This window comes from Sulfitobacter sp. M13 (assembly GCF_053474885.1).
Window position 1 is genome coordinate 956,164 of record NZ_CM130281.1, and the last position, 12,150, is coordinate 968,313.

The 12,150-nt window shown below is 60.8% G+C and carries 11 protein-coding genes; 9 read left to right on the forward strand and 2 right to left on the reverse strand.

Going from position 1 to position 12,150, the window contains the following annotated elements; all coding sequences use genetic code 11:
* The first annotated feature begins 1 nt into the window (after position 1).
* From ACVBAU_RS04525 to folD, 9 genes are all read left to right on the forward strand, one after another.
* Entirely contained in the window at positions 2-1,147 is a 1,146-nt protein-coding gene (locus ACVBAU_RS04525; protein ID WP_448328127.1) for an energy transducer TonB, read from the forward strand.
* On the forward strand, positions 1,144-2,466 hold the full coding sequence (gene tolB / locus ACVBAU_RS04530; protein WP_093733384.1) for a Tol-Pal system beta propeller repeat protein TolB: 1,323 nt from the start codon (positions 1,144-1,146) through the stop codon (positions 2,464-2,466). Before ACVBAU_RS04525 ends, tolB begins: the two co-directional genes overlap by 4 nt.
* A 99-nt stretch (positions 2,467-2,565) precedes the next feature.
* Positions 2,566-3,090, forward strand: a complete 525-nt coding sequence (gene pal / locus ACVBAU_RS04535; RefSeq protein WP_138924211.1) for a peptidoglycan-associated lipoprotein Pal — start codon at positions 2,566-2,568, stop codon at positions 3,088-3,090.
* Positions 3,091-3,118: 28 nt separating this feature from the next.
* Entirely contained in the window at positions 3,119-3,970 is an 852-nt protein-coding gene (gene ybgF / locus ACVBAU_RS04540; RefSeq protein ID WP_448328130.1) for a tol-pal system protein YbgF, read from the forward strand.
* Positions 3,971-3,974: 4 nt separating this feature from the next.
* Positions 3,975-5,234 (forward strand): tRNA lysidine(34) synthetase TilS, encoded by a 1,260-nt coding sequence (tilS, locus tag ACVBAU_RS04545; RefSeq protein ID WP_448328132.1) that lies wholly within the window; start codon positions 3,975-3,977, stop codon positions 5,232-5,234.
* Positions 5,235-5,312: 78 nt separating this feature from the next.
* Positions 5,313-7,229: an ATP-dependent zinc metalloprotease FtsH gene (gene ftsH / locus ACVBAU_RS04550; RefSeq protein ID WP_138924208.1), complete on the forward strand. Its 1,917-nt coding sequence runs from the start codon at positions 5,313-5,315 to the stop codon at positions 7,227-7,229.
* 114 nt (positions 7,230-7,343) lie between these two features.
* Positions 7,344-7,925, forward strand: coding sequence for an MOSC domain-containing protein (locus ACVBAU_RS04555; protein ID WP_448328135.1), 582 nt, complete (start codon positions 7,344-7,346; stop codon positions 7,923-7,925).
* 171 nt (positions 7,926-8,096) lie between these two features.
* On the forward strand, positions 8,097-9,773 hold the full coding sequence (locus tag ACVBAU_RS04560; RefSeq protein WP_138924206.1) for a formate--tetrahydrofolate ligase: 1,677 nt from the start codon (positions 8,097-8,099) through the stop codon (positions 9,771-9,773).
* 94 nt (positions 9,774-9,867) lie between these two features.
* The gene (folD, locus tag ACVBAU_RS04565; RefSeq protein ID WP_335744972.1) at positions 9,868-10,770 is read left to right on the forward strand and encodes a bifunctional methylenetetrahydrofolate dehydrogenase/methenyltetrahydrofolate cyclohydrolase FolD; all 903 of its coding nucleotides are present in this window, start codon (positions 9,868-9,870) and stop codon (positions 10,768-10,770) included.
* Here the strand turns inward: folD and ACVBAU_RS04570 are convergent.
* Complete coding sequence (locus ACVBAU_RS04570) at positions 10,767-11,195, reverse strand: PaaI family thioesterase (protein WP_448328137.1); 429 nt, start codon at positions 11,193-11,195, stop codon at positions 10,767-10,769. The genes folD and ACVBAU_RS04570 overlap by 4 nt on opposite strands.
* A gap of 41 nt (positions 11,196-11,236) precedes the next feature.
* Positions 11,237-11,902, reverse strand: coding sequence for a ligase-associated DNA damage response endonuclease PdeM (gene pdeM / locus ACVBAU_RS04575; protein ID WP_448328906.1), 666 nt, complete (start codon positions 11,900-11,902; stop codon positions 11,237-11,239).
* Positions 11,903-12,150: the final 248 nt, after the last annotated feature.

Below are 12,150 nucleotides of genomic sequence, written 5' to 3' on the forward strand. Positions count from 1 at the left end.
TATGCACAAGGGGCATTACATCTCTGGCGCGGGTCACCTGGGGCTCATTGGCTGGCTGTTGCTAGGTAATATCTTTACCTCGCGCACCGAACCTGTGGAGATTCAGGAAGTTTCGGTCATTTCGGCCGCGCAATATGACGAGATGGTCGCTGCAGCGCAGTCTGCGCAGGCAGAGGCAGCAGCGAAGCCCGCGCCCGAACCCGAGCCTGAACCTGAACCCGAGCCCGCACCCGAGCCGGAGCCTGCGCCCGAACCAGAGCCCGTGCCGGAACCCGTCGCGCCGCCCCCCTCTGAAGAGGTGAGCGAGCAGGCACCGGAACTGCCCGAGCCGCCGGCAGATGTCGCCGTTCTCGCACCCGAAGAGGCCCCCGTCGCAGTACCGCGCCCCGTAGAACGTGTGGCCCCTGAACCCGTAGAGACGCCGGACCCCGAGGCACGCACCGATGATGTTTTGCGCGAAGCGGCGACACCGGACGCACCGGCAGAGAAAGTCGTGGAAGAGGCACAAGAAGCCACCGCTCCCGAAGAGGCGACGACCCAGATCGTGACAGAAGCCGCGGAAGCACCTAAAGCGTCGCCAAACCAATCGGCCCGCCCACCCGCACGTCGCCCGACCCCACCCGCGCCGCAGGTGGCCGAGAAACCTGTCGAGACGCCGAAGCCCGAGACGCCCAAGCCTGCGACCCCAAAACCGGAAACGCCCAAGCCCGAGGCCCCCAAGCCCAAGCCTGAGCCGACAACGGACAAAGACGCCGTGGCGGCAGCGCTCGCGGAAGCTATGGGTACACCTGATGCGCCGCCCGCGCCGTCGGCCCCGTCCGGTCCGCCTTTGTCTGCGGGTGAGAAAGAATCGCTGCGCGTGGCGGTTTCTTCGTGTTGGAACGTCGGTTCGCTTTCCTCGGAGGCATTGCGCACTACTGTTGTGGTAAGCGTCGCCATGAATCAGGATGGCACGCCACAGACCAATTCGATCAAGCTGACCAGCAGTTCAGGCGGGTCGCAGGGGGCCGCCGATCAGGCATTCGAAGCTGCACGGCGGGCAATTATCCGCTGTGGTGCGCGCGGCTACCAGCTTCCTGTAGAAAAATTCGGTCAATGGCAGAATATTGAGATGACCTTTAATCCTGAAAGGATGCGCATCAAATGATTGTACGAATTCTGAGCATATGTCTCGCGCTTATCGGCGGTGTTGCCTCGGTTGCGCAGGCGCAGGACGGACCTTTGCGGATCGAGATTACTGAAGGTGTCATCGAACCCTTGCCCTTTGCCGTGCCCAGCTTTCAGCCCGAAAGCGGTGACGCCGGGCAGATGGCTGTCGATTTGGCGCGTGTCGTGTCCGAGGACCTAGTTGGCTCCGGTCTATTCCGCGAAGTGCCGGCCAGCGCCTATATCTCGACGGTAAGCGATTTTAACGCGCCGATCCAATACGCCGACTGGAAGGCGATCAACGCGCAAGCGCTGATCACCGGTGCCGTAAGCGTGTCGGGCAATACGCTGAACGTGAAATTCCGTCTGTACGATGTGTTTTCCGGTGCCGAACTGGGATCGGGTCTGCAATTCGCGGGCACAGTCGATGGCTGGCGCCGGATGGCGCATAAGGTGGCGGACGCTGTCTATTCGCGCATCACTGGCGAGGGCGGCTATTTTGACAGCCGCGTCGTCTATGTCTCGGAAACGGGCCCCAAGGATGACCGCGCGAAACGGCTGGCTGTGATGGATTATGATGGGGCCAATGTGCGCTATCTGACCGACAGCTCGTCCATCGTGCTTGCGCCGCGGTTCTCGCCGTCGGGGGATCGTATTTTGTACACCAGCTATGAAAGTGGGTTCCCGCGGATCTATGTGTTGGACATCGGATCGGTACAGCGCCGCGTTCTGGAAAGCGCCGAAGGCACGATGAGCTTTGCGCCGCGGTTCTCTCCGTCCGGGAATACCGTCGTCTATTCGCTGACCCAAGGTGGGAACACGGATATCTTTACGATGGATATCGGCACGGGCCAATCGACCCGTCTGACCAATACGCCCGCGATCGAAACCGCACCCAGCTATTCGCCCGACGGCAGCCGGATTGTGTTCGAAAGCGATCGTTCCGGGTCGCAGCAGCTTTACGTCATGCCCGCGTCAGGCGGCGAGGCGACGCGGATCTCGTTCGGCGAGGGGCGTTATGGCACGCCGGTCTGGTCGCCGCGCGGCGATCTGGTGGCCTTTACCAAGCAGAACAAAGGCCGGTTCCACATCGGTGTGATGCGTCTGGACGGGTCCGAGGAACGTCTGCTGACCGCCTCCTTCCTGGATGAGGGCCCGACATGGGCGCCAAACGGACGGGTCATCATGTTTGCGCGCGAAACCCAAGGGGCAGGCGGAGCGTCGTCGCTGTATTCGGTCGATATCTCTGGCCGGAACCTCAAGCCTGTGCGCACCCAAGAGGGCGGCTCCGATCCGTCCTGGTCGCCGCTTCAAAAGTAAAAATGAGCCATAGTGCCTTGGTGTTTCCCAATACCAAGGCACTATGGTACCACCGTCACAACAGACACACCAAATGCTATCGTCAAAAAGGCACAGTCCATGAACCGCATTCTTACCGCAACTCTATTGATCGCAGCCCTGGCCGTTTCGGCCTGTACCAACCCTGACCGCTTTGGTGCGGACGGCATGAACAACGGGGCCGCGAACGGCGCGGGCCTCAACGGGGGTATCGTTCCTGGCAGCGTGAACGACCCGGCGTCCACCGCCTATTTCCAACAAGCCATCGGTGACCGCGTCTTGTTCTTGATCGACCAATCTACCCTGACCCCCGAAGGACAGGCGACGCTGGACGGTCAGGCCGCGTGGTTGAACACGAATACCGACTACCAGGCCGTGATCGAAGGTCACGCGGACGAGCAGGGCACACGGGAATACAACCTTGCGCTTGGCGCTCGCCGTGCCAATGCCGCACGCGAATATTTGCTCTCTCGCGGGATCGCATCCAGCCGTCTGCGCGTTGTAAGCTATGGTAAGGAGCGCCCGATCGAGATTTGTTCGAACGAGGCCTGCTATGCCAAGAACCGTCGGGCCGTGACCGTACTCGCGGGCGGTCTGACCAGCTAAGTTGTCTACGATAGGTTAGGAATTTAATATGCGGTTTGCTTTGATTGTCGCGCTTGGACTGGCCTTTGGGCCGGTGACGGCGCAAGCGCAGGACGCGCAGACTTTGGCGGATGTGCGTCAGGAACTGACAGTGCTGAACGTCGAGGTGCAAAAACTGCGCCGGGAACTATCTACTAGTGGCAGCGCAAGCGTTGCGGTTACTGGTGGATCGGTGCTTGAGCGTGTCAACGCAATGGAAAGCGAACTGCAACGCCTGACCTCAAAAACAGAAGAGCTGGAAAACCAGATCAACCGGGTGGTCACAGATGGGACCAACCGGATCGGTGATCTGGAATTCCGGCTCGTCGAACTAGAAGGCGGTGACGTCGGGAACCTTGGTCAGACCTCTACCCTTGGCGGGGGCGAGATGCCTGCGACCATGGCACCGGCCACGCCAGTACCGGCACCGGTTGATCCTTTGACCTCCAACTCTACCACAACCAACACCGCGGAACTTGCTGTCGGGGAAAAAACAGACTTTGAGCGGGCGAAGGCGGCGCTCGCTGACGGTGACTTTCGCACCGCCGCGGACCAGTTTGCGACCTTTAATCAGACCTACCCAGGCGGGCCGCTAGGCCCCGAGGCCGATCTGCGGCGCGGCGATGCCTTGGACGGATTAGGCGACACGCGCGAAGCTGCTCGGGCCTATCTTGCGAGCTTTAGCACCGATCCCAACGGCCCCGTCGCGGCAGAGGCGCTGTACCAGCTTGGCAGTTCCCTTGGGGCACTGGGCCAAACCCAAGAAGCCTGCGTCACACTTGGCGAAGTCGCGTCCCGTTTCCCAACGAGCCCCTTCGTCGCCCAAGCCCAATCCGAACGCAGCGTGCTTGCCTGCCAGTGATCTTATGACTGTCGGGTTGGCGGAAAAGATCGCCGCCAGCTTTGACCTCGCGCCGCCCGCCGCCCTTGGTGTGGCGGTGTCGGGGGGCGGCGATTCAATCGCGCTTTTGCATCTGTTGAATGATTATGCCGCCCCGCGGGGCATTCCCCTTTTTGCGGCCACCGTCGATCACCGTCTGCGCCCCGAAGCCGCCGCAGAGGCCGCGATGGTTGCCGATCAATGCCACGCGCTTGGCGTTTTCCATGAAACACTGCGGTGGTCAGATTGGGACGGCAGCGGAAACCTCCAGAACGAAGCCCGCAAAGCTCGGTACCAGCTGCTTGCTGATTGGGCGCGTGGGCATGGTATCGGGGCCGTTTGCATTGGCCACACCGCTGACGATCAGGCCGAAACATTCGTGATGCGTTTGGGGCGACGTGCAGGGGTCGACGGATTGTCGGGTATGCCTGCCGTCTTTGACCGCCACGGAATGCGGTGGCACAGGCCCTTGTTGGACGCACGTCGGGATGATCTGCGTCAGCTTCTCAGGCAGCGCGGGATCGCGTGGGCCGAAGATCCGAGCAATGAGGACGACAGTTACGCGCGGGTCCGCATCCGCAAGGCGCTTGTCGTATTAACCGATTTGGGCGTTGATTCTGTGGCACTTGCAGATGTCTCGCGTAACCTTGCGGATGCCCGTAGGGCGCTTGATGTGCAGATGTGCGCCGCTGCACGTGCCCTTGCCACAATAGAGTGCGGCGCGGTGGCAATCGACTGGCAGGGTTTGCGCGACCTCCCGACAGAGACCCGCCGCCGTCTGGTCACGCACGCCATCGCTTGGGTCAACGGGGCACCCTACGCCCCCCGCAGCAGCGCGTTGGCCGAAGTGATGGCAGCGCTTGAGGCGGCAGGGGCGGCGACGGTACAGGGCTGCGAATTGCGCCTGAAAGATGATAAACTGTGGATCTTCAGAGAGTTGCAGGCTGTGCGGGCCCTCAGTTGCCCCGCTGATGCGCTTTGGGATGGGCGTTGGCGCATGAAGCCTTGCACGGGCATGTCATCCCCTTCGGACCAGCCCATCATCCGGCCCTTGGGCGCAGATGCCTTGCGCAGCTTTGCGGATTGGCGCGATCTGGCGGTGCCGCGGGGGGTGCTATTGTCCTCTCCGGCGGTGTGGCAGGGCGCGGAACTGGTCGCTGCCCCCCTTGTCGGTCGGTCGCAAAACTGGCAAGCAGTGCTCGAACGCGGTGAAGATGCCTTTTTCGCCGCACATATGACGCATTGAACATGTGCCGATCGTGTCTATCTTACACACATCGGGCATTGTGTTTGGTGCCGTCCCCCGGATTTAGGAGACTTTCCTTTGGGTAATATGCGCAATCTCGCCTTTTGGGTTGTATTGATGCTTTTGGTTTTGGCGCTGTTCAATCTGTTCAGCGGTTCGACTGGCGGGATGCAAAGCCGCGAAATCAGCTATTCCGAATTTGTGACCGCTGTAGAAGCAGGCGACGTGCGCAACGTCACGCTGGACGGCGAACAGGTTCGTTTCCGCCGTGCCGATGGCAGTGACTATGTCACGATCCGGCCCGAAGACGCCGAAGTCACCAGCCTGCTGATGTCCAAGGACATTCCGGTGCGCGCCGAGCCCCAGCAACAGTCCGGTTTCCAGACATTCCTGATGTCGCTGCTGCCGATCCTTCTGCTGATTGGTGTATGGATCTATTTCATGAACCGCATGCAGGGCGGTGGCAAAGGTGGGGCGATGGGCTTTGGCAAGTCCAAGGCCAAGATGCTGACCGAAAAGCATGGCCGCGTGACCTTTGACGACGTTGCGGGCATCGACGAAGCAAAAGAAGAGCTGGAAGAGATCGTTGAATTCCTGCGCAACCCGCAAAAATTTAGCCGCTTGGGCGGCAAGATCCCCAAAGGTGCCTTGCTTGAGGGCCCTCCCGGTACCGGTAAAACACTGCTGGCACGCGCGATTGCGGGTGAGGCGGGTGTGCCGTTCTTCACCATCTCTGGTTCTGACTTTGTCGAGATGTTCGTCGGTGTGGGTGCCTCCCGTGTGCGCGACATGTTCGAACAGGCCAAGAAAAACGCACCGTGTATCGTATTCATCGACGAAATCGATGCCGTGGGCCGGTCCCGTGGTGCGGGCTATGGCGGTGGCAACGACGAGCGCGAACAGACACTGAACCAGCTGCTGGTTGAAATGGACGGCTTTGAGGCGAACGAAGGCGTGATCATCATCGCCGCGACCAACCGCAAAGACGTGCTGGACCCTGCCTTGCTGCGTCCGGGCCGCTTTGACCGTCAGATCACCGTGGGCAACCCCGACATCAAAGGCCGTGAAAAGATCCTTGGGGTGCACGCTCGCAAAACCCCGCTTGGCCCCGATGTGGATCTGCGCATTATCGCACGCGGCACGCCCGGCTTCTCTGGTGCGGATCTGGCGAACCTCGTGAACGAGGCCGCCCTCACCGCCGCCCGCGTGGGCCGTCGCTTTGTCGCGATGATGGATTTCGAATCTGCCAAGGACAAGATCATGATGGGGGCGGAACGCCGCTCTATGGTCCTGACGCAGGACCAGAAGGAAAAGACCGCCTACCACGAAGCCGGTCACGCCATCGTCGGGATCAAGCTGCCGAAATGTGATCCGGTCTATAAGGCCACGATCATTCCGCGTGGCGGTGCCTTGGGTATGGTGATGAGCCTGCCCGAAATGGACAAGCTGCAGATGTTCAAGGACGAAGCCGAGCAAAAAATCTCTATGACTATGGCGGGCAAAGCGGCTGAAATCTTCAAGTACGGCGCTGAGACTGTCTCCTCCGGCCCAATGGGCGATATCATGCAGGCCAGCCAACTGGCTCGCGGCATGGTGATGCGCATGGGTATGTCGGACAAGGTCGGGAACATCGACTATTCCGAAGCAGCAGCCGGTTATCAGGCCAATGGCGGCGCAGGCGGGTTCAGCGTTTCTGCGGCCACCAAGGAACTGATCGAATCCGAAGTGAAGCGGATCATCGACGAAGGTTACGACCGTGCCTTTAAAATGATCACTGACCACGAGGAAGAATTCGAACGTCTGGCCCAAGGCTTGCTGGAATACGAAACCCTTACCGGCGAAGAGATCAAACGCGTGATGAGTGGCAAACCGCCGCAAGACCCCGATGGTGAGGATACCAGTGGTTTGGATAAACCAAGCCTGACCGCGATCCCAAAGGCAAAGGGCAAAAAGACGCCTCCGCCAAGCGGGATGGAGCCTGAGCCAAGCGTCTGACGCTTTCGCGCTAAGTTAGTTTGAACGAAACGAAAGGCCCTGCACCCGCGGGGCCTTTTCTTTTGGTGCGGCTTTGCGCAGATTGCCGACAACGCATCACAAAGGACGTGCGCAATGCCCACGATGAAAGAAACGAAATTTACCGCTACGATTACGTGGCTTGGCGTGGTGCCGAAACTCGCCAAGGGTCGCCGCGCAGAACCCGTCGACGCGGCCTTTGCCAGCTATGCCGGTTTCGAAGATGACGTACACGCAGGGCTGACCCGTGCGTCCTGTGTGCGGGTGACCAACCTCTACCCCAAAGGCACCGACATCCGGAATGTGCGCCAGCTGTCGATCCTGTCGGCCGAAGAGATGGCCCTGATCGCGGCAGATATGGGGTTGGACACGCTGGACCCCGTGCACCTTGGCACGTCTATGGTGATCAAAGGCATCCCCGATTTCACCCATGTGCCGCCCAATGCGCGGTTGCAAGCGACCTCTGGTGCGACGATCACGATTGACACGGAAAACCGCCCCTGCGTGCTGCCCGGTCGCGAGATCGAAAAAGACAGCCCCGGCCACGGCCCCAAGTTCAAGTCCGCCGCTGCCCACCGACGGGGCGTGACCGCCTGGATCGAGCGCGAGGGGCTGCTGAGGGTCGGGGATACGCTGCGCCTGTTCATCCCCGATCAACCCGCCTGGCAGCACGGCTAAGCCCGTTTGCGGCGTATCATCGCGCCTTCAACGGGCAAAACCGCGGCACGCCCGCCCGTCTCGCCGCATCAAGAGCCGGATATGTCGGAATTGCGCCCTCTGCCCATGGCCCCGCAGGCATATTGAGGAAATAACAAACACAGAATGCCGACGGCGCATCAGGGAGCACATATGACATTTAAATCCGACATCCAAATCGCACGCGAAGCCAGCAAACGCCCCATCCAAGAGATCGGGCAAAAACTGGGGATCAGCAGCGATGATCTGCTGCCCTACGGCCACGACAAGGCAAAGGTATCGCAGAAGTTCATCAACTCTGTGCAGGACCGGCCCGATGGCAAGCTGATCTTGGTTACGGCGATCAACCCCACCCCCGCGGGTGAGGGCAAGACGACCACGACCGTCGGATTGGGTGACGGGCTGAACCGCATCGGCAAGAACGCTGCCGTTTGCATCCGCGAGGCGTCGCTTGGGCCGAACTTTGGCATGAAGGGCGGCGCCGCAGGGGGTGGGTATGCGCAAATCGTTCCGATGGAAGAGATGAACCTGCATTTCACGGGCGACTTCCACGCGATCACCTCGGCGCACAACCTGCTGAGCGCGATGATCGACAACCACATCTATTGGGGCAACGCGCTTGAAATCGATCTGCGCCGCGTCGTCTGGCGTCGTGTCGTCGACATGAACGACCGCGCCCTACGGCAGATCACGGCATCACTGGGCGGTGTCTCTAACGGGTTCCCGCGCGAAACGGGGTTCGACATTACAGTCGCATCCGAGGTCATGGCGATCCTTTGTCTGGCCAAAGACCTGAGCGATCTGCAACAGCGTCTTGGCGATATGATCGTAGCCTACACCCGCGACCGCAAACCCATCTATGCGCGCGATATCAAGGCAGACGGCGCGATGACCGTGCTGCTGAAAGACGCGATGCAGCCGAACCTTGTGCAGACGCTGGAAAACAATCCTGCCTTCGTACACGGCGGGCCCTTTGCGAATATCGCCCACGGCTGCAACTCTGTCATCGCGACGACCACCGCGCTGAAACTGGCAGATTACGTGGTGACCGAAGCCGGATTTGGGGCCGATCTGGGGGCTGAAAAATTCCTGAACATCAAATGTCGCAAAGCGGGGCTTGCGCCGTCTTGCGTTGTGGTCGTGGCCACCGTGCGGGCGATGAAGATGAACGGGGGCGTTGCCAAGGCCGATCTGGGCGCTGAAAACGTCGACGCGGTGCAGGCCGGCTGCCCCAACCTTGGCCGCCATATCGAGAACCTGAAATCCTTTGGCGTGCCCGTCGTTGTCGCGATCAACCATTTCGTCACAGATACGGATGCCGAAGTGCAAGCGGTCAAGGACTACGTCGCTTCGCAGGGCTCCGAGGCCGTGCTGTCACGCCATTGGGAATTGGGCAGCGCAGGGTCCGCTGATCTGGCGCAAAAGGTCGTCGAGACGATCGAGAAGGGGCAATCCAATTTCACCACGCTGTACCCCGACGCGATGCCGCTGGCCGAAAAGATCAACACGATCGCCACAAAGATCTACCGCGCCGACGCGGCGGTCATGGACCAGAAAATCCTCAATCAGCTGAAGGACTGGGAAGAGCAGGGCTATGGCGATCTGCCGGTCTGTATGGCCAAGACGCAATACAGTTTCACCACCGATCCCGAAGCCCGCGGCGCGCCGACCGGCTTTACCATCCCCGTGCGCGAAGTCCGTCTGTCCGCGGGTGCCGGCTTTGTCGTCGCCATCTGCGGCGAGATCATGACCATGCCGGGCCTGCCACGGGTGCCTTCTGCCGAAAATATTCGTCTCAATGACATCGGCGATGTTGAAGGTCTGTTCTAAGCGCGTATGAACAGGGCGCGGAGGATCGCTCCTTCGCGCCGTCATCTGCTGTAGCAGGTGATACCAGCGCCACTACAGACAAAGGACGGTCCCTATGACAGCGACGATCATTGATGGCAAAGCATTTGCAGCACAGGTGCGGGGGCAGGTCGCCCAGCATGTGACGCGGCTGAAAGACGATCACGGGATCACGCCGGGGCTGGCTGTGGTGTTGGTCGGTGCCGATCCCGCGTCCGAGGTTTATGTCAAATCCAAGGGTAAGATGACCAAGGAAGTGGGCATGAAGTCGGTCGAACACCGGCTTGAGGACACAACATCAGAGGCGGAACTGCTTTCCCTGATCGACGCCCTGAACAACGATGACACGATCCACGGCATCCTCGTGCAGCTGCCCTTGCCCGATCACCTGAACGAAGACCTCGTGATCAGCGCGATTGATCCGGCCAAAGATGTAGACGGATTTCATATTTCGAACGTAGGGCTTTTGGGCACAGGACAGAAGTCCATGGTGCCCTGCACGCCGCTTGGCTGTCTGATGATGCTGCGCGACCACCACGGCAGCCTGTCGGGGATGGATGCGGTCGTGATCGGGCGCAGCAATATCGTCGGTAAGCCGATGGCACAGCTTCTGCTGAACGACAGCTGCACCGTCACCATTGCCCATTCACGGACCAAGGACCTCGCCGCCGTCGTGCGCCGCGCTGACATCGTGATTGCGGCCGTGGGCCGACCCGAGATGGTGCCCGGCGACTGGATCAAACCGGGCGCGACCGTCATCGACGTAGGCATCAACCGCCTGGACGCGCCAGAGCGGGGCGAAGGCAAGACCCGTCTGGTGGGTGATGTCGACTTTGATAGCTGCGTCGAGATGGCCGGTGCCATTACGCCCGTGCCAGGGGGCGTAGGGCCGATGACGATCGCCTGCCTGCTGGCCAATACGGTCACGGCCTGCTGCCGCGCCCATGATCTGCCTGAACCCGAAGGGCTGACGGCCTAGTCCACAGCCGCTGGAACCGGCACCATCGTGCCTTGCAACAAGGCGATCAGCACCTGCTGGTCGCCGCTTTGAGCAAACACTTCTGCCGTGACCACACACAGCCGCCTGCCCGGTTTGACCACCTTGCCAATCGCGATCAGCCTATCTCCGCGTGCGGGGGCCAGCAGGTTGATCTTGATCTCGGCGGTGACGACCTCGGTATCCAAGGGCAGTGTCGTCAGCGCGGCATAGCCCGCAGCGCTGTCACCGATAGAGAAAGTCAGACCCGCATGCCCGAACCCTTGCTGCTGCCGCGTGCCGGGCAGGATCGGGGCTTCGATCCGGATCAGCCCCTTGGACACATCGCTCAATTCTGCGCCGAGGGTCTGCATCATGGTCTGTGCGGCAAAGCTGTCGCGGATGCGGGCGATTTCTTGCGGAGTCATGGGGCCTCTTTCAACGTCGATATCCGGCCCCGTGACTGCGACTAGCGTGGCATGGGGATCGCGGTGGGCTGCGGTCCGGTGAGTATGGCGCAGGCCCGTGGCCCCATCAATGCCTGTAGCACCGGGGCGTCGCTGAACAGCCCGCCGGTATAGGTACCAAACGCCGGCATGATCAGCCGCTGGTCGTCATATAGAAAAGCCGCGCGGGATACCGCACGCCCGCGTAGTCGCAGCCGTGCCTTGGGGTGGTAATGCCCCGATACCTCTGCCTGCGTATCCGGTTGCGCAATATGGCGAAACCGCAAGGGGCCGATTGCGACCTCGGCCAGATGTTCCCCGCCCAATGCAACAGGTCCGGGATCATGGTTGCCCTCGATCCACAACCACTGCCGCCCTGCTTGAAGCTGGGTCAACGTCAGCCGCGCTGCTTCGGGCAATGCATGGGCCGCCTGCAGATCGTCGAAACTGTCGCCCAAACACATCACGACGCGCACCGGTAAACGATCAAGCTCTGCTGCAAGGCGGATCAGCGTATCGGTTGTCTCGTATGGGGGCAGCGCAGATCCGCCGCGCCGCGCGACCCGTTCTGCCTTGCCCAGATGCAAATCAGAGACACAGAGCAATCCATGCTCGGCCCACCAGAGTGCGCCAGACCCAAGCGCGGTGAGCCGCGCGCCGCAAAAGTCAAAGGCATACCCGGTGTTCATGTTGCGTTCATCACCAAGTTTACCCGCAGGCGCAAGGGGCGCGGGCCGAAGTTTTGGTGTGACGCAGGGGCGCAGGAGTATTTGTAAAAGGGTGAAGCGGAAGGCACCCCCGACACGCACAGAGGCTGCGGGTGGCGGCATCTTCACCCTTTACGGTCATCGGCTCTCCAGCCTGTACCGCGGGGTATGTTTGGCAGAGATACCGTTATCCAAGGTTAATTCACCCTTTTGAAAATACTCATATGCCG

Coding starts and splice junctions, on each gene's coding strand:
- ybgF (WP_448328130.1), top strand. CDS start 3,119: ATGCGGTTTGCTTTGATTGTCGCGCTTGGACTGGCCTTTGGGCCGGTG.
- pal (WP_138924211.1), top strand. CDS start 2,566: ATGAACCGCATTCTTACCGCAACTCTATTGATCGCAGCCCTGGCCGTT.
- ACVBAU_RS04525 (WP_448328127.1), top strand. CDS start 2: ATGCACAAGGGGCATTACATCTCTGGCGCGGGTCACCTGGGGCTCATT.
- ACVBAU_RS04560 (WP_138924206.1), top strand. CDS start 8,097: ATGACATTTAAATCCGACATCCAAATCGCACGCGAAGCCAGCAAACGC.
- ACVBAU_RS04555 (WP_448328135.1), top strand. CDS start 7,344: ATGCCCACGATGAAAGAAACGAAATTTACCGCTACGATTACGTGGCTT.
- tilS (WP_448328132.1), top strand. CDS start 3,975: ATGACTGTCGGGTTGGCGGAAAAGATCGCCGCCAGCTTTGACCTCGCG.
- tolB (WP_093733384.1), top strand. CDS start 1,144: ATGATTGTACGAATTCTGAGCATATGTCTCGCGCTTATCGGCGGTGTT.
- ACVBAU_RS04570 (WP_448328137.1), bottom strand. CDS start 11,195: ATGACTCCGCAAGAAATCGCCCGCATCCGCGACAGCTTTGCCGCACAG.
- pdeM (WP_448328906.1), bottom strand. CDS start 11,902: ATGAACACCGGGTATGCCTTTGACTTTTGCGGCGCGCGGCTCACCGCG.
- folD (WP_335744972.1), top strand. CDS start 9,868: ATGACAGCGACGATCATTGATGGCAAAGCATTTGCAGCACAGGTGCGG.